The organism is Streptomyces sp. CB01635 (genome assembly GCF_002803065.1).
In the GTDB taxonomy this organism is placed as follows: Bacteria; Actinomycetota; Actinomycetes; order Streptomycetales; family Streptomycetaceae; genus Streptomyces.
The window spans coordinates 446726-469305 of the sequence record NZ_NNBL01000003.1 but is presented as its reverse complement, the minus strand read 5'-3'; the positions used below and the strand labels follow the sequence as shown (position 1 = coordinate 469305).

Below are 22580 nucleotides of genomic sequence, written 5' to 3'. Positions count from 1 at the left end.
CCGTCGCCACGGCCCCGGTCAGTCGCGGGCCGGCACCAGGAACTCGCACCACACGCACTTGCCGCTCCCCCGCGCCTCCACGCCCCACACGTCCGCGAGCCGGTCCACCAGGAGCAGGCCGCGCCCCGAGACGCCTTCCTCGCCCGCCTCGCGCCGGCGCGGCAGCGCGCTGGAGGTGTCCTCGACCTCCACGCGCAGCCTGCGGTCGGACGCGGTGATCACGCGGAGGGTGACGATCGCGGGGCCGTCGGTGTGCATCAGCGCGTTGGTGATCATCTCGTCGGCGACGAGCTCGATCTCGTCCGCGCGCCCGCCCGAGCCCCAGGCCCGGACGGCGGCCCTGATCATGTGCCGGGCCTCTCTCAGTGCCTCGGGGTCGTTCGGCGCGACATGCTGCTGGAGTCGGCCGCCCGACTGGGGGGCGCCGATGCCGCGGCGGCGCAGCAGGAGCAGGGCGACATCGTCGTCACCGCCGCGTTCGTCGACGCTCTCGCACAACAGGTCGCCGAGGTCGCCGAGGTCGTGGGGGCCGGTGCCGACGAGGGCCGTGAGGGCCTGGAGTCCGTCGTCGAGGTCGGTGCCGGGCTGCTCGACGAGGCCGTCGGTGCACAGGATCAGGGTCTGGCCCGGGTCGAGCTCGACGGTCCCGACCGGGTATTCGAGCCGGCCGAACTCGGCGGAGAGGCCCAGCGGCAGGCCGCCGTCGACAGGCAGTCTGCGGCAGGTCCCGTCGGTGAGGCGCAGCAGCGGGTCCAGATGCCCGGCGCGCACGAGCTGGACGACCCCGGTCGACAGGTCGGCCTCCGCGTACAGGCAGGTCGCGAACCGCTCGGTGTCGAGTTCGTGGAGGAAGACGGAGGCGCGGGCCATGACCGTGGCGGGCGTGTGCCCCTCGGCGGCGTACGCGCGCAGCACGATGCGCAGCTGTCCCATGACGGCGGCGGCGTGGGTGTCGTGTCCCTGGACGTCGCCGATGACGGCACCGACGCGTCCGCCGGGCAGCGGGATCACGTCGTACCAGTCGCCTCCGATGTCGCGGCCGAGGGAGGCCGAGCGGTAACGGACGGCGATGTCGGCGCCGGACACGGCGGGGATGGTGCGGGGCAGCATGGCCTGCTGGAGTCCCTGGGCGAGGTCCTTCTCCTGCTCGTAGAACATCGCGCGCTGGAGGCTCTGGGCGATGCTGCTGCCGAGGGCGACGAGTACGTTGCGCTCCTCCTCGGTGAAGCCGCGTTTCTCGTTGTAGAGCAGGCCGAGCGCGCCGATGGGGCGGGCCTGGGCGATGAGCGGCAGATAGGCCGCGGCCGTGATCTCGAGCTGGGTGATGTGCGGCCACAGCAGCGGGTAGGACTCGGCGAAGTCGTCGGGGGACTCGATGAAGCGGGGCGTGAGGGTGCGCACGACGTCGCCCATGGGGTACGGCTCGTCGATCCGCGTGACCTTGGTGCCGGGCACGAAGCTGCCCTCGGGGCCGTCCGCGACGAGGTGGATGCGGCCGGCCTTGACGAGTCCCATGACGAGGCTGGTGGCGCCGAGGTGCTGGAGGCCGTGGCTGTCCTTGAGCACGTCGATGACGTCCTGGACGGTGCGGGCGTGGGCGAGTGCGGCCGTGGTGCCCTGGACGACGCTGGTCTGGCGGCGGCGCAGGGCGTCCTGTTCGCGGCGGGCCGTGCTGTCGCTGAGCTCCTGGGTGGCGTCGCGGACGAGGCCGACGATGCGGCGCGGGCGGCCGGTGTCGTCCCGCCGGATGTAGCCCTGGGTGTGGGTCCAGCGCATCCTGCCGTCGCGGCATTTGATGCGGAAGTAGGCGCCGTAGTTCTCGCTGCCGTCCTTCAGGGCCGTGGAGACGATGCCGTCGAGCCGGACGGCCTCGGTCGGGGGGACGCGGAGATCGAGGGTCTCGGGGCGCCCGTCGTATTCCTCGGGGCGTACGTCGAAGATCTCGTGGGCCTTGGCGTCCATGTGCATCAGGCCGGCGTCGAGGTCCCAGTCGAAGCTGCCGATGCCCAGGTGGTCCCCGAACTCGGCGAGGAAGCAGCAGGCCGCACCGCCTGCCGCCCTGCCGCAGTGGGTGCAGTCGGTCGGCTCCCCTCCCCCCGTACCGGCTTCCATGGGGCCACGCTAGGCGCAGCGCGAATCACTCGCATGTGGGACACCGCGTGCTCCGCATGGCCCTGCGCGCACCACGAGGCGCGCCGGGGGCCATCGGTGCGGCGGCCCCGGCGCGCTTTCGCCGGGCAGGGTCGCGTCAGATGTCGAGGACGTTCTCGGCGGACGGCTCGTCGGGGATGAGGCCGCTTCCGTCGGGCCGGTCGGGGCTGTCGGGGCTGTCGGGGCTGTCGGGGACGGTGTCCGGGCCGAGGTCGCTGGAGCCGTCGCTCGGGGGCGAGTCCGGCGGGGTGTCTGTGTCGCCGGGCGCGCTGGTCGGCGGGCCGGCGGGCTCCGAGGCCGGCGCCGACTCGTCCGAGGAGGCCGGTGCCGACTCGTCCGAGGAGGGCGGCGCCGACTCGTCCGAGGGCGGCTGCGACGACGGTGGGCTGGCGCTGTTGGAGGACTCCGACGGGCTGCTGCTGGAGCTGCTGCTCGAGCTCGGCGACGTGGACGACGGCGGGGGCGACTTGGAGCTGTCGGAGGGGTTGGGCTTCGGCATCGGGGGCGGCGGCACGCGCTTGTCGTGCTGTCCGTCGTCACCGACCTTCCGCTCGATCCACGTGTTGTTGGTGATGTTCACGATGACGATGTTCGTGATGACCTTCGGTGCCGGGGTGACGACCACGACCTGGGTGGGCCGGTAGCCGGACCACTCCTGTCCCTGGGTGTTCGGCGTCCCCGTGAACGCTACGGGCGGTGCCAGCGGGTTGCCGCACGCGCACCGCACGCGGGGCATCCCGCGTGCGTCGACGAGTACGGCGGTGCCGGCCTGGAGCACGGACTGGTAGCTCGTCGCCTCTCCGGAGCGGTAGCCGTGGTTGGTGACGCGGGTGTCGGCACGCAGTACGACGGGGGTGAGGCCGCGCAGGAAGCTGGGGACGGAGGTCGCGGAGATGCCCGCGGCGTCGGCGAAGGCGCGTTCCTTGGTCGGGTCCGAGGTGAGGAAAGCGACCTGCTTCTCGACGTCGCAGCTTCCGACGGACTGCGTGCCGCCGTAGAGGCCGGGGGTCGCGCCGTCGACGGGACGCATGCCCTGCGTGGTCGCGGTTGCGGTGCCGCTCGGTGACGGCGGCTGCGGCGTTCGGGTGACGGGGGCAGGAGTCTCGGTGGTGGTGGCGGTGGAGTCGGTGAACGGGTCGTTGCCCACCTCCGCCACGGGCTGGAGGAACAGCTCCCCCTTGTCGGCCGACGCGTTGTTGCCGCTGTCCCCGGAACATCCGGCGACCAGGAGTGCGGCGGATATCGCAAAGGCAGTGACAAGGGTCCTGGTGGGTGAGCGCACCGTGTTCTCCCGCCTACATATGGGCACTTTGCCCCATTGTTTGCGACGGAATCGGGCATCTCGCAAGCGCAGTGCGATCCCGCACGCGCATTGCCCTCACTCTCCGTCACACTGGAGAGGTGGAGTGGTTCAGCTCGCCCGGGTACTGGCTCGGCCGCCTGATCTTCCAGCGCGGTCTGGCGGCGCTGTATCTCGTGGCCTTCGTGGGGGCGGCGCTGCAGTTCCGGGCGCTGATCGGCGAGCGCGGGATGCTGCCGGTTCCGCGCTGTCTGGAGCGGGTGCCGTGGCGGCAAGCTCCGACGCTGTTCAGGGCGTACTACTCGGACCGGTTCTTCGCGGGCGTCGCCTGGGGCGGGGCCGCGCTGTCGGCCGCGCTCGCCGCGGGACTGGCCGACCGGGTGCCGCTGTGGGCAGCCATGGCCCTGTGGGTGGTGCCGTGGGTGCTCTATCTGTCGATCGTGAACGTCGGGCAGACCTGGTACGCGTTCGGCTGGGAGTCACTCCTGCTGGAGGTGGGCTTCCTCGCCGTCTTCCTCGGCAACGAACGGGTGGCGCCACCGCTGCTCGTACTGGTGCTCCTGCGCTGGATCCTGTTCCGCGTCGAGTTCGGCGCAGGCCTGATCAAGATGCGCGGGGACGAGTGCTGGCGGAAGCTGACGTGCCTCTACTACCACCATGAGACACAGCCGATGCCGGGCCCGCTGAGCTGGTTCTTCCACCGGCTCCCGCGCCCCCTGCACCGCGTCGAGGCCGGTGCCAACCACGTGACCCAACTCGTCGTGCCCGTGCTCCTGTTCACCCCGCAGCCGATCGCGACGTGCGCGGCCTGCCTGATGATCCTCACCCAGCTGTGGCTGGTCCTGTCGGGCAACTTCTCCTGGCTGAACTGGCTGACGATCCTGCTCGCCGTGACGGCGGTGGACTTCTCCCTCCTGCGCGAGCCGCCGCACCCGGCCGCCGCCCCACTCTGGTACGAGTGCGTCGTCATCGCCGTCACCGCACTCGTCGTCGCGCTGAGCTACCACCCGGCGCTCAACCTGCTGTCCCGCCGCCAGTCCATGAACCGCTCCTACGACTCCCTGCACCTCGTCAACGCGTACGGCGCCTTCGGTTCCGTCGGGCGCATCCGGCACGAGATCGTCATCGAGGGCACGGCCGACCCGGTGCCGCGCGAGGAATCTGCATGGCTGGTCTACGAGTTCAGGGGCAAGCCGGGCGATCCGGGGCGCTGGCCACGCCAGTTCGCCCCCTACCATCTGCGGCTCGACTGGATGATGTGGTTCGCGGCGCTCTCTCCGCTGTACGCGGAGTCCTGGTTCGGAGGCCTGGTGGAGCGCCTCCTGACCGGTGACCGCGACACGTTGCGGCTCCTGCGCCGCTCCCCGTTCCCCGCCGACGCCCCGCCCACGTACGTCCGGGCCCGGCTCTACCGCTATCGCTTCACCACGTGGCGCGAGCTGCGGGCGACGGGTGCCTGCTGGGAGCGGACGTACGTACGCGAGTTCCTGAGGCCGACGCGGCTTGCCGCCTCCCGGAGCCAGAGCCGGTAGAAACCTCCCGGAGTCAGAGCCGGTAGAAACCTCCCGGAGTCAGAGCCCGTAGACGCGGGTCGCCGTGCCGCCGAAGACCGCGTCGCGCTCAGGAGCGGTCAGCGATCCGGTCAACTCCTGTGCTGCTTCCATGACTTGCTCATAGGTTGCAGCCAGGTTGCACACCGGCCAGTCCGAGCCGAACATCACGCGGTCGGGCCCGAACGCCTCCAGGACCGCGTCGGCGTACGGCCGCAGCGCCCCCGGCGTCCAGGTCGCCCAGTCGGCCTCGGTGACCAGGCCGGAGAGTTTGCAGACCGCGTTGGGGAGGGCCGCCAGCGCGCGCAGCCCGTCGGCCCACGGCTCGGTGACGCCCGACGCGACGGGCGGCTTGCCGCAGTGGTCGAGGACGAAGGTGAGGCCGGGCAGAGCGGCGGCCGCCGCGGCGCAGGCGGGGAGCTGGTTCGGCAGGACCACCAGGTCGTAGACCAGACCGGCGTCGGCGACGGCCGCGAGGCCCCGGCGCACGTCGGGCCGCAGCAGCCACTCGGGGTCGGGTTCCGCCTGGACCTGGTGGCGGATGCCTTTCAGGTAACGCCCGCCGGGGAGTTCGGCGAGCCGGGCCAGGGTGTCGGCGATGTCGGGGCGTGTGAGGTCGGCCCAGCCGACCACTCCGGCCACGAGTTCGCCGGCGTGGGCCAGGGCGAGGAACTCCGGGGTCTCCTCCTCGACGGTGACGGTCTGCACGAGGACGGTGGCCGTGACACCGGACTTGCGCGCCAGGGGCGCGAGGTCGTCCAGTGTGAAGTCCCTCCGGATCGGGGCGAGTTGCTCGCCGGTGATCCAGGCCTGGTCGCGCACGGAGAGGTCCCAGACGTGGTGGTGCGCGTCGACGATCGCGGTCATCACAGCTCCCAGACGACGGGCAGGCCCGCGTCGGCACCGTCGGCCGAGTAGTCGTGGACGACGTCGAGCAGTTCGGCCATCCGGGCCTGCCAGGCGATGTTCACCGGCAGCTTGTCCAGCTCGGCGAGCATGCGGGCGTAGTCCTCGCACTCCAGGACGTGGAACAGGTCGGTCCCGCTGCGCCAGATGGTCCACGACGTGGCACCGGCCGCGCGGATGGCCTTCCGCAGTTCGGCCGGGACCTCGCGGTGGGCGGCCTCGTACGCGTCGACACGGTCGGCGCGGACCTTGGTGTGCAGGGCGATTCTCACAGGTGCTCCTCTCCGGGTACGGGGACGTCGTCGGGAAGCAGCCCGGCCGCGCGTACTTCCTTCCAGAACGCGGCCGGCACGGCGGTGGCGAACTGCTCGGCCGCGTCCCGGACTTCGTCCGGCGAACGGGTGCCCACCAGAACGCTCGCCACCGCCGGATGACCGAACGGGAAGGCGAGCGCGGCCGCCCGCAGGGTGATGCCGTGCCGCTGCGCCACGTCCTGCAACCGGTAGGCACGGTCCAGGACTTCGCGGGGTGCCGCCGCGTAGTCGTACGTCGCGCCGGGCCGCGGGTCGGCGAGGAGGCCGGAGTTGAACACGCCGCCGACGACGACCGACGTGCCGCGCGCCTGCGACTCGGGCAACAGCTCCGTCAGCGCCCCCTGGTCGAGGAGGGTGTAGCGGCCTGCGCACAGGACGGCGTCCACATCGGTGTCGCGGACGAACCGGGTGAGCATCGCGACCTGGTTCATGCCGGCGCCGATCGCCCCGACGACACCCTCGGCGCGCAGCCGCTCAAGAGCCGGGTAGGCCTCGCGGAACGCCTGCTCACCGTGGTCGTCCGGGTCGTGCAGATACACGACGTCGACGCGGTCGAGGCCGAGCCGCGTCAGGCTGTCCTCCAGGGAGCGGCGCACACCGTCCGCGCTGAAGTCCCAGACGCGGCGGTGCGTGGCAGGCACGGCGAACCCGTTCTCCAGGTCGTCGCCCCCGCCCTCGCCCGCAGGCACGAGGAGGCGTCCCGCCTTTGTGGACACGGTGTACGCCGAGCGGTCCCGGGCCGCGAGTGCCTCGCCGAGGCGCCGCTCGGACAGGCCGATGCCGTAGTGCGGCGCCGTGTCGAAGTAGCGGATGCCCGCGTCCCAGGCCGCGTCGACCGCGGTCCGGGCCTCCTCGTCGGTGACGGGCGTGTACAGGTTGCCGATACCGGCGGCGCCGAAGGACAGCTCGGTGACGTCGACGCCGCTCCGGCCCAGGGTGCGGGTGCGCATGGCGGTCACTGGCCCGCGGGGCGCAGGCGCAGGCCCTGCATGCCGCCGTCGACGGCCAGGGCGGTGCCGGTCGTGGCGCCGGACAGCGGGCTCGCCAAGTACGCGACGGCGCCCGCGACTTCGGCGGCGGAGACGAGACGTCCCGTGGGCTGACGTGATGCGAGGGCCGCGCGCTCGGCGGCCGGGTCGGGGGCTGCGGACAGCAGCCGTCCGACCCATGGGGTGTCCACGGTCCCCGGGTTGACGCAGTTGACGCGTACCCCTTCGCGGACGTGGTCGGCGGCCATGGCGAGCGTCAGGGAGTACACGGCGCCCTTCGACGCCGAGTACAGGGCGCGCTGCGGGAGGCCGGCCGTCGCGGCGATGGAGCAGGTGTTGACGATCGCCGCGTGCGACGACTCCCGAAGGTGCGGCAGGGCGGCGCGCGTCGTGCGGACGATGCCGAGGACGTTGACGTCGAGGACGCGGTGCCACTGGTCGTCGTCGTTGTCCTCGACGGTGCCCTGGGCGCCGATGCCCGCGTTGTTGACGAGGACGTCGAGGCCGCCGAGGTCCGCCACGGCGGCGGCCACGGCGGCGCGCACGGAGGCGTCGTCGCTGACGTCGGCGGTGTAGCCGCGCAGCGGCTTGTCGACGCTGCCCGGGTCGAGGTCGAGCACGGCGACGCTCGCGCCGCGGGCGGCGAGGAGTTCGGCGGTGGCCCGGCCGATCCCGGACGCTCCGCCGGTGACGAGGGCCTTGAGCCCCGCGAGGTCCTGCACGTCGCTGGCGTCGGTCATGCCGCTGCACCCTTCTGGTCGGTGGCGCCCTGCCGGGCGAGGTCGGCGGCCCAGAACGCGCCGTCGGGGTAGGTGTACTCCGCGATGGACTCGGGCCGCATCGCGGCGGAGAAACCGGGCGCCGTGGGCGCCGTGTAGTGGCCGTCGCGCATCACGACGGGGTCGATGAAGTGACCGTGCAGATGGTCGACGTACTCGATGACGCGGTCCTGCGTGGTGCCCGCGAGGGCGACGTAGTCGAACATCGAGAGGTGCTGGACGAGTTCGCACAGGCCGACGCCGCCCGCGTGCGGGCACACGGGGACACCGAACTTGGCGGCGAGCAGCAGGATGGCGAGGTTCTCGTTGACGCCGCCGACGCGCGCCGCGTCGATCTGGAGGATGTCGATGGCGCCGGCCTGGAGAAGCTGCTTGAAGATGATGCGGTTCTGGACGTGCTCACCGGTGGCGACCTTCACGGGCGCGACGGCCGTGCGGATCGCTGCGTGGCCGAGGACGTCGTCGGGGCTGGTCGGCTCCTCCACCCAGTACGGGTCGAACTCGGCGAGCGCCCTGGTCCACTCGATGGCCTCGCCGACGTTCCACCGCTGGTTGGCGTCGATCGCCATCCGGATGTCCGGGCCGATCACCGCGCGGGCGGTGCGGCAGCGCCGGATGTCGTCGGCGAGGTCGGCGCCGACCTTCAGCTTGATCTGCCGGAAGCCGTCGGCGACGGCCTGCCGGGCGAGCCGGCCGAGCTTCTCGTCGGAGTAGCCGAGCCAGCCGGGCGAGGTGGTGTAGCCGGGGAAGCCGCGCTCGCGCAGGGCGCTCTCGCGGTCCGCCGCGCCCACGCGGCCCGACCTGAGGAGCGCGAGGGCGTCGTCGGGGGTGAGCGCGTCGGCGATGTAGCGGAAGTCGATCTGCGAGACGAGCCACTCGGGCGTCGCGTCGGCCAGGAACTGCCACAGCGGCTTGCGGGCGCGCTTGGCCGCCAGGTCCCACACGGCGTTGACGACGGCACCGATCGCCATGTGCATCACGCCCTTCTCGGGGCCGAGCCAGCGGAGCTGGCTGTCACCGATCAGGTCGCGGTTCAACGTCCCCGGGTCGGCGCACAGTTCGTCGACCCCCCGGCCGACGACATGGTGCCGCAGGGCGTCGATCGCGGCGACCTGGACATCGTTGCCACGACCGATGGTGAACGTGAATCCGTGCCCCTCGACTCCGTCGGCGGCGTCGGTGCGGAGCACGACGTAGGCGGCGGAGTAGTCGGGGTCCGGGTTCATGGCGTCGGATCCGTCCAGCTCCCTGGAGGTCGGGAACCGGATGTCGAAAGTGTCAACCGCGATGATTCGGGCGGCAGTTGGAGACACGGGTGGCCTTTCTTGCTGAGGCGGGGGTCAGTCCTGGGCGCGGCCGGTCGTCACACGGGCGATCATCAGGGCGAGGAGGATGATTCCGCCGTAGATGGCCTGGATCCAGAACGACGGAACCTGGGCGAGGGTCAGCAGGTTCTGGACGACGCCGAGCAGCAGGACGCCGGTGAGGGCGCCGAACATGGTGCCCTTGCCGCCGTCGAGGCTGATGCCGCCGATGACCGCCGCCGCGAACACGGTGAAGATCATGTTGTTGCCCTGGTTGGCGCTGATCGCGCCGACGTAGCCGGTCTGCATGATCCCGCCGACCGAGGCGAGGACGCCCGCTATGACGAACACGCCGAGCATCACGCGCTCGACGCGGATTCCCGCGGCGCGGGCGGCGTCGGCGTTGCCGCCGATCGCGTACAGGGCGCGTCCGATCCGGTGGTACTTCAGGATGAGGCCCACCACGCCGAAGGCGATCGCGGCCAGCCACACCGACATCGGGATCCGCAGGAACGTCGTGGTCGCGAGGGAGAAGAACGCGTCGGGCATGCCGAACAGCGTCTTGCCCTTGGTCGCGCCGACGAGCAGTCCACGCAGGACGATCAGCATCGCCAGCGTCACGATGAAGGCGTTGAGCTTGAACTTCACGACGAGGATGCCGTTGAAGGCCCCGATCGCCGCGCCCACGACGAGGATCGCGAGCAGCGCGAGCACGGTCGGGAACTCGGTGCCGAATCCGGACTGGGAGATCGGCAGGACGAGCAGGGCGCCGACGGCGGGCGCGATGCCGACCACCGACTCCAGGGAGAGGTCGAACTTGCCCGTGATCAGGACGAGCGATTCGGCGAGCACCACCATCGCGAGGGCCGCGGAGGCCCCGAGGATGGAGATGAGGTTGCGCTCGGTGAGGAACGAGTCGTTGACGACCGCTCCGAGCACCATGAGCAGCAAGAGGGCCGGGACCAGGGCCAGTTCGCGAGCCCGACGCAGCAGTACGGCCTTGGCGGGCCCCTTTCCGGGCGCTCCGATCTTTGTCGTGGTCAAGGCCGACGGGGCCTTCGTGTCAGCCATGGTCCACTCCTTCGATGGAGGCGATCAGCTCGTGGTCGTTCCAGCCGGCCGCGTGCTCGGCGACGACCTTCCCGTGGAAGAGGACGAGGACCCGGTCGCAGCGGCGCAGGTCGTCGAGCTCGTCGGAGACGACGAGGACCGCGGTGCCGTCCTCGCGGGCGCTGTCCATGCGGGACAGCAGGGACTCCTTGGACTTCACGTCGACGCCCGCGGTGGGGTTGATGAGGACGAGAAGGCGGGGGTCGGAGGCGAGGGCGCGGGCCATGACGACCTTCTGGGCGTTGCCGCCGGAGAGGTCGGACACGGGCTGGTCGGGGCCCTCCGCGTGGATGTCGAGGCGGTCGATCAGGTCGGCGGCGAAGCGGCGCTTGCGGTCGGTGCCGACGAAGCCGTAGCGGCCTAGGCGCCCGAGAACACTCATCGTGGCGTTGTCGCCGATGGTCATGCCGGTGACGAGTCCCTGCTCGTGCCGGTCGCGCGGCACGCAGCCGACGCCCGCGGCGAGCGCGGCACTCACATCGCCGAACGGCAGCTTCTTTCCGTCCAGTTTGGCCGTTCCGGCGGTCGGCGAGTGCAGTCCGGCGAACGCCTCGGCGAGTTGGATCTTGCCGCTGCCGCTGGAGCCCGCGAGCCCGACGACCTCGCCGCTGCGGACGGTCAGGTCGACGTCGTGGTACGCCTCCGAGGTGAGCCCGCGCGCGTCGAGGAGGACGGTGGCGTCGGGCTCGTGTTCCACGGCGGCGCGGGCGGCCGCGCGCTCCTCTGCGATGACCTCGCCGGCCATCGCCTCCACCAGTGCGGCGCGCGGCAGTTCCGCGACGGGCGCCGTGGTGATCCAGCGGGCGTCGCGCAGCACCGTGACCGTCTGGCAGACCTCGTACACCTCCTGGAGGTGATGCGAGATGAACAGGAACGTGACGCCGGACTCCTGGAGCGCACGCATGCGCGTGAAGAGACGCTCGATCTCGCGGTTGTCGAGCTGCGCGGTGGGCTCGTCCAGGACGATGAAGCGGGCACCGCCGCTCAACGCCCTTGCGATCTCCACCATTTGGCGGTCCTCGACCTTGAGGTCGGCCGTGCGGGCGTCGGGGTCGACGTGGATGTCCCAGGTGTCGAGGACCTCCGCGGCCTCCTCCTGGAGCTTGCGCCAGGAGAAGAAGCCGCGGCGGCTGCCGGGCTGCCGGTTGATGAAGAGGTTCTCGGCGACCGTCAGTTCGGGCACGACGGTCGGCTTCTGATAGACGCAGGCGACCTTGGCGCGCCAGGCGTCTCGGTCACTGAGCGGGGGCGCGGGCTCGCCGTCGAACAGGAGGGTGCCCGCGTCCGGTGCCTGGAGGCCGGTGAGGACCGTGACCAGGGTGGACTTGCCGGCGCCGTTGCGGCCCACGAGGGCGTGGGACTCGCCGGGCAGGACGGTCAGGCGACCGTCCTGCAGGGCGACCGTGGGACCGTACCGCTTGGCGATGCCCGACGCCTCGACCAGCGGCCTGACCGCCGGCGTGGTTGTCGTCGAGGTGCTCATTTGACCGTGTTTCCCCAGAGCTTCGGGTCGTCGACGTTGTCCTTGGTGACGAGCGGCGCGGGCAGCTGGTCCTCGAGGATGCCGCTGGGCAGCTTGACGATCTCCGAGTCGTGGTCGGTCGGACCGGGCTTGAACGTCTTCCCCTGCATCGCCGCCTTGATGTAGTACATGCCGTACTTGGCGTAGGCGTCGGCGGGCTGGGAGACGGTCGCGTCGATCTGGCCCTTGCGGATCGCGGCGAACTCCTGCGGGATGCCGTCGTTCGAGACGATCGTGATGTGGCCCTTCTCGCCGGTCTTCTTCAGCAGGCCCTTGGACTTGAGGGTCTGCAGGGTGGGAGCGAGGTAGACGCCGCCCGCCTGCATGTAGATGCCCTTGATGTCCGGGTTGGCGTTGAGGAGGGTGTCCAGCTTGGACGCGGCGGTGTCGGACTCCCACTTGGCGGGGATCTCCAGGACCTTGAGGTCCGGGTACTTCTTCTTGACGCAGTCGCGGAAGGCCTGCGAGCGCTCGCGGCCGTTCACGGAGGCGAGGTCACCCATGATCTGGACGACCTTGCCGGTCTTGACCTGCTGACCGAGGTACTCGCAGGCCTTCTCGCCGTACGCCACGTTGTTGGCGCGTACGACCATGGCGACCTTGCCCTTCTCGGGCGCGACGTCCACGGCGACGACGGGGACGCCCTTGCGTTCGGCCTGGTCGAGGCCGGCGGAGATCGCGGCGCTGTCGAGGGGCGCGACGACGAGGCCCTTGACGCCCTGGTTGAGCTGGTTGTTGATGTCCGTGATCTGCTGCGAGGGGTCACTGTTGGAGTTGACGGTCTTGAGCGCGTCCACGCTCTCGGACTTCGCCATCTTCGGCACGTAGTCGTTGTACGACTGCCAGAACGGCGAGGTGAGCAGCGGCAGGATGACCCCGACCTTGCCCTTTCCGTCGCCGCCGCCCTTGCCGCCGGAGGCGACGTCGTCCTTCGTGCTGCCGCACGCGGTGAGCACCAGGGCGGCGCAAGCGGCGACCGCCGCCGCGCCGACGATCCGCGACCTGTTCCGCTTGCGCACTGTTCTGCCGGCCATCTGACGGCTCCTCATCGAGCGAGATCGAGCGACTTCTGGTACCTGATGGCGGAAATATTTATCAGACCACTTGGCGGCCACAACACCCCTCGTCGCCAACTTTTCCGTGTTTCAAGCCGTAGTGGTCGGACCACATCTCTGGCTAGACTGCGGCGGACCCGCATATTGAGGAGCGTCCGTGGAACAGACCGCCCCGCAGAAGGGCACCGTGACACAGCGGGCCATCGAGCAGATCAAGGCGATGATCGGCGAGGGACTGCTCGAGCCGGGTCAGCGGCTGCCGACGGAGCGCGACCTGGCCACCCAGCTCGGCATCTCGCGCAGCTCCATGCGTGAGGCGATCAGGGCGCTCACGGTCCTCGGCGCCCTGGAGGCGCGGCACGGATCGGGCATCTACGTCACGCAGTTGAACGCCGGGGACCTCCTGGAGACGTTCGGCGTCGTCGCCGATCTCTCTCGCGGCGCCCGTCTCGTGGAGCTGATGGAGGTGCGCCGCGTGCTCGAGTCGACCGCGACGGCGCTGGCGGCCGCGCGCATCACACCGGAGCAACTCGCCGAGGTGGAACTGCACTTGGCGGCGATGGCGGCGACGGACGACCCCGAGGAGATCCTCTCCCACGACCTCGCGTTCCACCGGGTGATCGCCACGGCCGCGGGCAACGACACGATGGCCGCGATCCTGGAGGGGCTGTCGTCACGGACGTTCCGGGCCCGAGTGTGGCGCGGCTACCAGGAAGAGGGCGCCTTCGAGCGCACGGGCCGCGAGCACGCGCGGATCCACCGCGCGCTGGTCGCCCGCGACCCGGAGGCGGCGCGCGCCGCGGCGGCGGCCCATGTGGGCGAGGTCGAGGCCTGGATGCGCAGCCAGCTCGACGCCGAACCGGCCTGACCGCGCCCCGCGAGAAGGAGGGTCAGCGCGGCGCCTGCGCCGCGAGCGCCGCGAGCAGCAGTTCCAGCGCCGTCCCGAAGGAGCTCTCCGCCATGAGGGGCAAGTGCTCTCGTACAGCGGCCAGTTGGGGGTGCGTGTCCGCCGGAAGCGACTGGTACGTGTCCGTCCAGGCGCTGTGGTCCTGGGCGCGCCGCTCGGGCGGCAGCGCCAGATGGGAGGCGTCCAGGGCCGCGTGCCCGAGCGCCGTGTCGACGAACGCGGCGTAGTACCGCACCGCTGCGGCGTCGTCGAAGCCCGCGCCCAGCAGCAGCCCGATACCGGTCTCCACGGCCCTGACCTCGTTGATCCGGCGGGTCACCCGGTACGCGGCCATGGCGGCGATCCGGGGGTGTTCGCTGTAGGCGCGGTGGATCCGGCGCCCCATGTTCCGCAGGTCCTCGACCCAGTCGTCGCCGGGCGTGAACCCGGCCATGCTCTCGCCGATGATCCGGTCGGCGACGGCGAGGAGCAGGTCGTCCGTGTTGTGGAAGTAGCGGTAGACCGCGCTCGGGTCGCAGCCGAGCGCGGCGCCCAGCCTGCGCACGCTCAGCGCGTCGGGCCCGTGCTGAGCGACCAGGCGCAGGGCGCAGTCGACGATCAGATCACCGGAGAGCAGCACCCCCGACTTGGTCGGCTTGCGGCGCCGCCGCTCCACCGGAATCCGCCCTTCGGTCATACCGAATCCCCTTCCGTCGCGCCGCCCGTTCCCCTTATGTCAACACCATTGACGCAACATTGACAAGGCCTGTTTGATCGCACCCTCCCTCCCCTCCTCCGGTTTCAGGAGTGTCCGAATGAGCAGCGAACCCCCTGGCCTGCGCCGTTCCCTCGGTGTCGTCGACGGCGTCGCCATCGCCGCGTCCAGCACCGCCGCCACTACGAGCATCGGGATCGGCATGGGCGCGCTCGCCGCGACGGTGGGCCTCCAGGCCCCGGCGATCCTGCTTGTGGCGTTCCTGCCGATCCTCGGCATCGCCTCCGCGTACGCCCGCCTCAACCGCTCCGAGCCGAACATGGGCAGCGGCTATGTGTGGGTCGGCAAGACTCTGGGCCCGTGGCCCGGCTTCATCACGGGCTGGGTCACCCTGGTCGGCACGGTGATCTTCATGGCGTACACGAGCGCCGTCACCGGGTCGGTCTTCCTCCAGTTCGCGAACAAGGCCGGCTGGCACCACGCCCTCGGCCTCACGCTCGACCCGAACTCGACCGCTCTGAGCACGGTCGTCGGCCTCGCGGTCCTGGCCGTCGTGACGTACACGGCGATCACCGGGGTCCGCAAGGCCACCCGGCTGCAGACGTGGCTGCTCGTCTTCGAGTACGCGGTCCTCCTCGCGTTCTGCGGCTGGGCTCTCATCTCGGGCGGCCACGCCTTCCAGTGGTCGTGGCTGAACCCCTTCGCGATCCACGACGGCACGGCGTTCGCGCAGGGCCTCGTCCTCGCGGTGTTCTTCTTCTGGGGCTGGGACGCCGCGTTCAGCGTCACCGAGGAGACGAAGAACGTGCGGGACGCCGGCCGCGGCGGCTTCATCGCACTGCTCACGATGCTCGCGATGTTCCTCTACGGTGCCGTGGCCTTCCAGCGCGAGATGAGCCTGCCCGAGCTGATCGCCCAGGGCCCACAGGGCCTCACGTATCTGGGCGCGAAGCTCGCCGACGAGCCGTGGGCGACGCTGCCGCTGCTCGCGCTGATGTTCTCCGCCGTGGCCTCGCTCCAGTCGAGCGTCATCCCGACGGCACGCGGCCTCCTCGCCATGGGCCGTGACCGCACGATGGGCCAGGTGTGGACCCGCGTCAGCCCGCGTTACGGGTCCCCGGCCCTGGGCACCGTCCTCATCATGTCGATCTCCGCCGGCGTCTCCGTGCTCGCACTGGCCATCCCCAAGCTGAACGAGATGATCCTCGCCGCCGTCAACTCCATCGGCCTGGTCGTCGCCCTGTACTACGGCCTGACGGCGCTCGCCTGCGCGGTCCGGTTCCGCGCCGCCCTGCGCGGTCCGCTGTCCGGGGCCCTGCGCGCGGTCGTGGCGCCCACGGTCAGCGGCGTCGCGCTCCTCGGCATCGGCGCCTACCTCGCCCGCTCGTACGTGACGATGAGCGACCACTTCGAACTCAGCCCGGACAACGGGTGGTTCATGCTGTCGGTACCGCTCGCCATCGTCGCGTCCGGCCTGGTGATGGCCGCGTACGCCAAGTACGTGCGCCGCTCCCCGTACTTCGTCACGGGCGGCGGCACCGCGCCCGAGACGGCCCCCCTGACCCCCGAACATTCCTGACCGGCACCAACCGACCCGTCCCCGCACCCCAAGGAGTCACGTCCCATGCCCGACACCGCCCCCGCCGATCTCGTCTTCACCGGCGGCCCGGTCCACACCCTCTCCCCCGCCCGGTCGCGCGCGACCTCGGTGGCCGTCCGCGGCGAGCGGATCGTCGCCGTGGGCCACGACGAGGTACGCGAACTCGTCGGCCCGGCCACCGAAGTGGTGGACCTCAAGGGCAAGTTGCTCATCCCCGGCTTCCAGGACGCGCACGCGCATCCGGTCGGCGGCGGCATGGAGCTCGGCCAGTGCGACCTGAGCGGCGCGACGACCCTCGACGAGTACCGGCGCCGCATCGCCGCGTACGCGCAGGCGCACCCCGACATCGAGTGGATCACCGGTGGCGGCTGGTCGATGGAGGCGTTTCCCGGCGGCCTGCCCACGGCCGCCGAGCTCGACGCCCTCGTGCCCGACCGCCCGGCCTACCTCGTCAACCGCGACCACCACGGCGCCTGGGTCAACTCCCGTGCCCTGCAGGCCGCCGGGATCGACGCCCGCATGCCCGACCCGTCCGACGGCCGCATCGAGCGCGACGCCGACGGGGCGCCGACCGGCATGCTCCAGGAGGGCGCGGCGAACCTGATCGGACGGCTGCTGCCGCCTGTCACCCTGGAGCAGAGGATCACGGGCCTGCTGCGGGCCCAGGAGCTGATGCACTCCCTCGGCGTCACCGCGTGGCAGGACGCCCTCCTCGGCGAGCACGCCAACCTCACCGACCCCACGGACGCGTATCTCGCGACCGCCGGGGACGGGCGCCTCACCGCGCGGGTCGTCGGCTCGCTGTGGTGGGACCGCACACGCGGCACCGAGCAGATCGACGAGCTGGTGGCGCGGCGCGCGGCGGGCACGCGCGGGCGGCTGCGCTGCACGACGGTGAAGATCATGCAGGACGGCGTGGCCGAGAACGGTACGGCGGCCCTCCTCGGCCCCTACCTGGACGGCTGCGGCTGCGCCTCCGACAACAGCGGCATCAGCTTCGTCCCGCCGCTCGACCTGCAGAAGTACGTGACCGAGCTGGACGCGCGCGGCTTCCAGGTGCACTTCCACGCCCTCGGCGACCGGGCCGTGCGCGAGGCGCTCGACGCCGTCGAGGCGGCGCGGCGCGCCAATGGCCGCACCGACACCCGCCCGCACCTCGCCCATCTCCAGGTGGTGCACCCCGACGACATCGGCCGGTTCAGGGAGCTGGGCGCGACGGCGAACATGCAGGCGCTGTGGGCGGCGCACGAGCCGCAGATGGACGAGCTGACGATCCCGTTCCTCGGTCCCGAGCGCAGCGCGTGGCAGTACCCGTTCGGTGATCTTCAGCGTGCGGGGGCGACGCTCGCGGCGGGCAGCGACTGGCCGGTGAGCAGCCCGGACCCGATCGAGGCCATCCATGTCGCGGTCAACCGAGTCCTGCCCGACGCGGCGCCCGGCACCCCGGTGTTCCTGCCGGAGCAGCGGATCGGCCTGGACGCGGCGCTCACGGCGTACACGGCGGGCAGCGCATACGTGAACCACCTGGACGACGTGACCGGCTCGATCACGCCGGGGCGCCTCGCCGACCTGGTGGTCCTCGACCGCGACCCGTTCGCGGCGCCCACGGAAGAGATCGGAGCGACGCGCGTCCTGGAGACGTTCGTGGGCGGCGAGCGGGTCTACGCCGCCGGGTGACGCGCCGCTACACGTCCGCCGCGCACCGGAATCCGCAGTTCCCGCTGCTGGAGTCCGGTGTGTTGGCGGTGCGCGCGGCCACGCGGTAGCGATTGCAGTACGAGTCGTGGCACATGTAGGAGCCGCCGCGCATCACGCGGGTGTCGCCCTCGGCGGGGCCGCGCGGATCGGTGAGCGGGGCCGCCGGGTGGTCGGTGGTGAAACGGTCGGCGACCCACTCCCACACGTTGCCCACGGTGTTGTGGAGGCCGTACGCGTTGGGCCGGTAGGCGTCTACGGGCGCCGTGCCGGTGTGCCCGTCCTCGCCCGTGTTCACGACGGGGAACTCGCCCTGCCAGATGTTGCAGCGCCAGTGGCCGCGCGGGGTCAGCTCGTCGCCCCACGGGTAGCGGGCCTGGTCGAGGCCGCCGCGGGCCGCGTACTCCCACTCGGCCTCGGTGGGCAGCCGCTTGCCGGCCCAGGCGGCGTAGGCGCTCGCGTCGTCCCAGCTGACATGGATCACGGGGTGCCGCGACCGGTCCCCGATCCCGGACCCGGGGCCCTCCGGGGCGCGCCAGGTCGCCCCCTCGACGCCCCGCCACCAGGGGGTGCCGGCGGGGGCGGGCGTCGCGCGGGCGAGGCGGGGGTCGAGGAACCCGGCGAAGACGTACGACCAGCCGAACCGCTCGGCGGCGGTGACGAAGCCGGTGTCCTTGACGAAGGTGGCGAACTGGGCGTTGGTGACGGCGTGTTCGTCGATCCGGAAGGGGCCGACGGTGACTTCACGGACCGGTCCCTCGCCGTCGCCGGGGTTGGCGCGGTCGTCCTCGTTGCCCATGCGGAACGTGCCGCCGGGCAGGGTCGCCAGTCCCTTTCCCGAGGCGCGACGGGCCGTCGGGGCGAGACGCACGGGCTGCGGCTCGCCGCCGCCTTCACGGCGCGCGGCGCAGCAGGCCTTCGGGGTCACGTCTTCCGCAGTCATGGTTCCGCCTCGTACACACGCTGGACCGATTGCGGCCGATCCTCGCACGCGTGGGGTGGCCCGCGCCCGGCGGGCCACCCCACGCCCCGCTCCCGGCTCAGACCCGGGAGCGGTAGAGCCCGAACCGTGCGATGTGCGGGCCGGTGCGGGTCTGCGTGATCCGCAGGCGCCACTCGCGGGCCGTCACCGGCGCCGGCAGGACCAGGACGCGGCTGGCGCCGATCGTGCCTGCCCGCGCCACCTCGGTCCAGGCGCCGCCGGACTTCGCCTCCACGACGAACTGCTCCACCTGCTGCCCGTGCCGGATGTCCTCGGCTAGCCGGATCCGGTCGACCTCCCTGGCCGTGCGCAGATCGACGGTACGGATGCCCTCGCCGTCGTCGCGCACGCGGGCGCCGTCCGCCAGGTCCTCGGGCAGCTCGCGGTCGATGCGCTCGCGGAACTCCTTGAGCCGCGCCACGTCCGCCGCGGGCAGCAGACCGTCCGTGTCCGGCGGGATGTTGAGCAGGAGTACGGAGTTGCGGCCCACGGACCGGAACCAGATGTCGGCCAACTGGTCGACGCTCTTGGGCTGTTGGTCCGCGTGGTAGAACCAGCCGGGCCTGATGGACACGTCGCACTCGGCGGGCCACCACTGGAGGTACTGGGCCACGGAGCGGGACTGCGCGAGCGCGTCACGGCTGCCCTGGTCCGGCGCGTCGTACCGCAGGGCGTAGTCGACGCTTCCGTTGCCCGAGTCCTTGACCGGGACGACGCTCCACTCGTCCTCGCGCGCCAGTCCGCCCTCGTTGCCCACCCAGCGCACGTCGGGTCCGCGCACGGCCATGGTGGCGCCGGGGGCGAGCGCGCGGATCAGCGCGTACCAGCTGTCCCAGTCGTACGTCTCGACCTTCTCCGGCGGGATGCGGCCCTGCGCGCCGTCGAACCACACCTCGTCGACGGGCCCGTACTCGGTGAGCACCTCGTAGAGCTGGTTGAGCATGTGGGCGCCGTAGTCGGTCGCGTCGAGCGTGAACGTGCGCGGGCTGTCACCGGCCCGGTCGTCGCCGTCGACGAGTGTGGGGATGGCGCGGGCGGAGCGCTTGCTGCCGTTGGCGTAGACGCCGTCGAGGTACTGGTTCTCGTCGGCGGGCGAGATGTAGACGCCGACCTTGATCCCGTACTTGCGCATGGAGCCGGCGAAGGAGCGCAGCACGTCGCCCTGCCCTCCGCGCCAACTGCTCGACGCGACACTGTGTCCGGTGTAGCGGGACGGGTAGAGGACGAAGCCGTCGTGGTGCTTGACCGTGAGGATGGCGAGCTTGAAGCCGCCGTCGCGCAGGGCGCGTGCCCACTGGTCGGTGTCGAGCCCGGTCGGCTGGAAGACATTGGGGTCCTCGTCGCCGGTGCCCCATTCGAGGCCGGTGAAGGTGTTCACGCCGAAGTGCAGGAAGGCAGTCTTCTCCAGGCCCTGCCAGGCGATCTGACGCTTCGTCGGGCGGACCCGGGAGGCCTTGGCGACCAGTTCCTCCGGGGAGTCCGCGGCGCTGATGGGGATGCGGTAGTGGGGTTCTTCCGCCGTGGTCCGGGTCGCTGCCGGGGCGGCCAGGGCGAGGGAGTTGCTCGACGCGGCCACGGCCGTGGTCACGGCGGCGGCCATGAAGAGTCGTCTGCTGACGGTCATCTGCGGGTGGGATCCCTTCGGGACAGCGCCGGTTCAGCGCTGGGTCAGCGTCCAGATGGTCGGGGGCTGCTGGTCGGGCGGGTTCTGCACGAGACGTCCGTCGGACGTCGCGTCGAGCGTCATGCGCGTGATGGCGTTGGTGAGCACGTAGCCACCGCCGGCGCGGGACACCTGCCAGCGCTGAAGGGTGCTCTTCGCGTCGCAGGTCTCCTGTGTGACCGCCGAGCCGGGCTGCAGCGGCACGTTGAGGGTGAGCCTTCCGCTGCGGGTCTCCAGGCAGCTCCCGGTCGCGGTGGACTTGAGGGTGAGATAGCCGTCCGGGGTGCGGGTGAGCTCGAAGCCGGCCGCCTGGGTGTGGTGGCGCGTGTCGGCGAGGGTGTACGTGCCGTCGGCGACGGGCGGCCGTGTCAGGTCGCGCTGTCCCGGTGCCCGTCCGACGGCCCCGGCCCGTGCGGTGAAGCCGGCGTACGTCGCGTCGGGGTGCGGGTCGCCCCACGTCGCCTGCGCGATGTGGCTCAGGGGCAGCCGGGCCGCACCGGCGACCTCGTTCTCCGTCTCGCCCCGCCCGTTGTCGGGCCACAGGCTGATCTTGGCGCCGGTGATGCCGTCGCGGGAGGCGAGCTTCTCGCCCTCGAAGCTGCGCGGGTCCCACTGCTCGTCGTAGAGCTTCTGCGTGTCGGTGTGGAAGCCGCCGCGCACGAGGTAGAGGGCGTAGGCGGCGTTCATCACGGGGTACCCCTGTGCGATCAGCTCGCTGGGCTTCACCTTGACGCCGAGCCAGTGCTCGATGGTCGTGCCGGCCGTCACCGGGACGGTGTTGGCGCCGGTCAGGCCGTCGTTCCAGATGCGCAGCCGCTTGCCCTTGCTCGCGGCGTACTCATCAACACGGTTGACGAAGTCGATGAACGCGTCCTGGGGCGTGGCGTTCTCGCCGTACTTCTTCTTCGCGTACGCATCGATCTGCGGGTACTTGGCGAAGTCCGAACCGAGCATGTACTCATCGGCGCCCATGTGCCACCACTTGGCGGGGAACACCTCGCCGTACTCGTCGATGAGGCTCTTGTAGTAGTCGAAGGCCGCGGGTGCGGTGATGTCGAGGCGGGACGGCTGCGGCTTGCCGTCGGAGTCGGTGAGCTGGAGGTCGGGGCGGTTCTCGATCCAGGGGTCCATGTGACCCGGGGAGTTGATCTCCGGAACGATGGTGACGTGGTACTTCTCGCCGAGCGCGACGAGGCGGCGGATCTCGCTCTTGGTGTAGTAGCCCCAGGTGTTGGCCTCGGGGTGCCGGTCGCTCTTCACCTTCAGCTCGACGAGCAACTGGTTGAGCTTGTGGTACGCCATGTCGCGCACCAGGTTCTCCATCCAGTCCGTGGAGATGTGCACGTAGCAGGCGCAGACGCCGACGCCGCGTTCCTTGTACCGGGGCACGTCGACGGTGCGTCCGGCCGGCACCTGGTCGCCCTGGGCGAGCAGCTGGAGGAGGGTGCGGGTGCCGTAGAAGGCTCCGGCCTCGGCCGCTCCGGTGATCTCGAGCCGCTGTGCGGCGCGGAGTTCGTAGCCCTCGGCGCCCAGGGATCCGCTCCGTGACGGCTCCACATCGACCACGATGTCGCCGGCACGGGACGGACCGCCGGTGACCGGCACGGTGCCCTTGCCCGCGGCGTGCAGGTCATCGGCGAGAGTGGCGGCGACGCGGCGCGAGGCGGCGTCGTGCGCGACCAGGCGTGCGCCGGGAGCGTAGGAGTAAGTACCGTGCCCTGGATTCCAGTTGGTAAGGCTCGGCAGGGTCCGGGGCATGGGGTCCTGGGGTGCCGCCCGCGCCAGGGGGGCCGGTGCCGCAAGCAGGAGGAACGCCGCTACGGTGCCGATCAGTCGGTGTCTGCGCCACCGGGGCGTGATCTTGGAGCTCGGATCCATCATGAGGTCCGATGATTCAAGCCCTCCGGAGAGAGTGTCAATGGATCGCTCCCTGCAATCACTTGGACATCTCGCAGAACTCATCGGATGAATCAGAGGGCTGAGCGACAGAACGCACGACGGGCGGCGGACGGACCCCTCGCCCGCCCGCCGCCGCTCCTTCACGGGTTCACCCCGTCAC

General features: G+C 71.2%; 18 protein-coding genes. 4 read left to right on the top strand and 14 right to left on the bottom strand.

Going from position 1 to position 22580, the window contains the following annotated elements:
* Nucleotides 1-18: 18 nt before the first annotated feature.
* The gene (locus CG723_RS10290; RefSeq protein ID WP_100592972.1) at nucleotides 19-2112 is read right to left on the bottom strand and encodes a SpoIIE family protein phosphatase; all 2094 of its coding nucleotides are present in this window, start codon (nucleotides 2110-2112) and stop codon (nucleotides 19-21) included.
* Nucleotides 2113-2248: 136 nt separating this feature from the next.
* Nucleotides 2249-3433, bottom strand: coding sequence for a DUF6777 domain-containing protein (locus tag CG723_RS10285; RefSeq protein ID WP_100592971.1), 1185 nt, complete (start codon nucleotides 3431-3433; stop codon nucleotides 2249-2251).
* A 119-nt stretch (nucleotides 3434-3552) separates the two neighbouring features.
* On the opposite strand from CG723_RS10285, the gene CG723_RS10280 reads away from it, so the two are divergent.
* On the top strand, nucleotides 3553-4983 hold the full coding sequence (locus CG723_RS10280) for a lipase maturation factor family protein (protein WP_100592970.1): 1431 nt from the start codon (nucleotides 3553-3555) through the stop codon (nucleotides 4981-4983).
* Nucleotides 4984-5022: 39 nt separating this feature from the next.
* On the opposite strand, the gene CG723_RS10275 is transcribed toward CG723_RS10280, so the two are convergent.
* From CG723_RS10275 to CG723_RS10240, 8 genes are read right to left on the bottom strand one after another with little or no spacing between them, the layout of a single operon-like run.
* Entirely contained in the window at nucleotides 5023-5868 is an 846-nt protein-coding gene (locus CG723_RS10275; protein ID WP_100592969.1) for an amidohydrolase family protein, read from the bottom strand.
* A complete protein-coding gene (locus CG723_RS10270; protein WP_100592968.1) occupies nucleotides 5868-6179 on the bottom strand; it encodes an L-rhamnose mutarotase in 312 nt (103 codons plus the stop codon). Before CG723_RS10270 ends, CG723_RS10275 begins: the two co-directional genes overlap by 1 nt.
* On the bottom strand, nucleotides 6176-7171 hold the full coding sequence (locus tag CG723_RS10265) for an aldo/keto reductase (RefSeq protein ID WP_100593792.1): 996 nt from the start codon (nucleotides 7169-7171) through the stop codon (nucleotides 6176-6178). Before CG723_RS10265 ends, CG723_RS10270 begins: the two co-directional genes overlap by 4 nt.
* Before the next feature lie 5 nt (nucleotides 7172-7176).
* A complete protein-coding gene (locus CG723_RS10260) occupies nucleotides 7177-7932 on the bottom strand; it encodes an SDR family NAD(P)-dependent oxidoreductase (protein WP_100593791.1) in 756 nt (251 codons plus the stop codon).
* Nucleotides 7933-7946: 14 nt separating this feature from the next.
* Nucleotides 7947-9302, bottom strand: a complete 1356-nt coding sequence (locus tag CG723_RS10255) for an L-fuconate dehydratase (RefSeq protein ID WP_100592967.1) — start codon at nucleotides 9300-9302, stop codon at nucleotides 7947-7949.
* A 27-nt stretch (nucleotides 9303-9329) separates the two neighbouring features.
* Nucleotides 9330-10364: an ABC transporter permease gene (locus CG723_RS10250; RefSeq protein WP_100592966.1), complete on the bottom strand. Its 1035-nt coding sequence runs from the start codon at nucleotides 10362-10364 to the stop codon at nucleotides 9330-9332.
* A complete protein-coding gene (locus tag CG723_RS10245; protein WP_100592965.1) occupies nucleotides 10357-11886 on the bottom strand; it encodes a sugar ABC transporter ATP-binding protein in 1530 nt (509 codons plus the stop codon). The genes CG723_RS10250 and CG723_RS10245 overlap by 8 nt, the downstream gene beginning before the upstream one ends.
* Nucleotides 11883-12959, bottom strand: coding sequence for a sugar ABC transporter substrate-binding protein (locus tag CG723_RS10240; protein ID WP_100592964.1), 1077 nt, complete (start codon nucleotides 12957-12959; stop codon nucleotides 11883-11885). The genes CG723_RS10245 and CG723_RS10240 overlap by 4 nt, the downstream gene beginning before the upstream one ends.
* A 178-nt stretch (nucleotides 12960-13137) precedes the next feature.
* Here CG723_RS10240 and CG723_RS10235 point away from each other — a divergent pair, with 178 nt between their 5' ends.
* Complete coding sequence (locus tag CG723_RS10235; protein ID WP_100592963.1) at nucleotides 13138-13848, top strand: FadR/GntR family transcriptional regulator; 711 nt, start codon at nucleotides 13138-13140, stop codon at nucleotides 13846-13848.
* A 22-nt stretch (nucleotides 13849-13870) separates the two neighbouring features.
* Here the strand turns inward: CG723_RS10235 and CG723_RS10230 are convergent, their stop codons facing one another.
* Nucleotides 13871-14563 (bottom strand): TetR/AcrR family transcriptional regulator, encoded by a 693-nt coding sequence (locus tag CG723_RS10230; protein ID WP_100592962.1) that lies wholly within the window; start codon nucleotides 14561-14563, stop codon nucleotides 13871-13873.
* Nucleotides 14564-14681: 118 nt separating this feature from the next.
* On the opposite strand from CG723_RS10230, the gene CG723_RS10225 reads away from it, so the two are divergent.
* Both CG723_RS10225 and CG723_RS10220 read left to right on the top strand, forming a co-directional pair.
* Nucleotides 14682-16160 carry an APC family permease gene (locus tag CG723_RS10225; RefSeq protein ID WP_100592961.1) on the top strand — a complete coding sequence of 493 codons (1479 nt, stop codon included), beginning with the start codon at nucleotides 14682-14684 and terminating at the stop codon, nucleotides 16158-16160.
* A 45-nt stretch (nucleotides 16161-16205) separates the two neighbouring features.
* On the top strand, nucleotides 16206-17858 hold the full coding sequence (locus tag CG723_RS10220; RefSeq protein ID WP_100592960.1) for an amidohydrolase: 1653 nt from the start codon (nucleotides 16206-16208) through the stop codon (nucleotides 17856-17858).
* A gap of 7 nt (nucleotides 17859-17865) precedes the next feature.
* Here CG723_RS10220 and CG723_RS10215 read toward each other — a convergent pair whose 3' ends face one another.
* From CG723_RS10215 to CG723_RS10205, 3 genes are all read right to left on the bottom strand, one after another.
* Nucleotides 17866-18819, bottom strand: coding sequence for a formylglycine-generating enzyme family protein (locus CG723_RS10215; protein WP_100592959.1), 954 nt, complete (start codon nucleotides 18817-18819; stop codon nucleotides 17866-17868).
* Between the two features lie 97 nt (nucleotides 18820-18916).
* Nucleotides 18917-20482, bottom strand: a complete 1566-nt coding sequence (locus tag CG723_RS10210; protein WP_100592958.1) for an alpha-L-fucosidase — start codon at nucleotides 20480-20482, stop codon at nucleotides 18917-18919.
* Nucleotides 20483-20515: 33 nt separating this feature from the next.
* Entirely contained in the window at nucleotides 20516-22402 is a 1887-nt protein-coding gene (locus tag CG723_RS10205) for a family 20 glycosylhydrolase (protein WP_234374234.1), read from the bottom strand.
* Nucleotides 22403-22580: the final 178 nt, after the last annotated feature.

Coding starts and splice junctions, on each gene's coding strand:
- CG723_RS10250 (WP_100592966.1), bottom strand. CDS start 10,364: ATGGCTGACACGAAGGCCCCGTCGGCCTTGACCACGACAAAGATCGGA.
- CG723_RS10245 (WP_100592965.1), bottom strand. CDS start 11,886: ATGAGCACCTCGACGACAACCACGCCGGCGGTCAGGCCGCTGGTCGAG.
- CG723_RS10275 (WP_100592969.1), bottom strand. CDS start 5,868: ATGACCGCGATCGTCGACGCGCACCACCACGTCTGGGACCTCTCCGTG.
- CG723_RS10265 (WP_100593792.1), bottom strand. CDS start 7,171: ATGCGCACCCGCACCCTGGGCCGGAGCGGCGTCGACGTCACCGAGCTG.
- CG723_RS10210 (WP_100592958.1), bottom strand. CDS start 20,482: ATGACCGTCAGCAGACGACTCTTCATGGCCGCCGCCGTGACCACGGCC.
- CG723_RS10240 (WP_100592964.1), bottom strand. CDS start 12,959: ATGGCCGGCAGAACAGTGCGCAAGCGGAACAGGTCGCGGATCGTCGGC.
- CG723_RS10215 (WP_100592959.1), bottom strand. CDS start 18,819: ATGACTGCGGAAGACGTGACCCCGAAGGCCTGCTGCGCCGCGCGCCGT.
- CG723_RS10225 (WP_100592961.1), top strand. CDS start 14,682: ATGAGCAGCGAACCCCCTGGCCTGCGCCGTTCCCTCGGTGTCGTCGAC.
- CG723_RS10290 (WP_100592972.1), bottom strand. CDS start 2,112: ATGGAAGCCGGTACGGGGGGAGGGGAGCCGACCGACTGCACCCACTGC.
- CG723_RS10230 (WP_100592962.1), bottom strand. CDS start 14,563: ATGACCGAAGGGCGGATTCCGGTGGAGCGGCGGCGCCGCAAGCCGACC.
- CG723_RS10220 (WP_100592960.1), top strand. CDS start 16,206: ATGCCCGACACCGCCCCCGCCGATCTCGTCTTCACCGGCGGCCCGGTC.
- CG723_RS10205 (WP_234374234.1), bottom strand. CDS start 22,402: ATGATGGATCCGAGCTCCAAGATCACGCCCCGGTGGCGCAGACACCGA.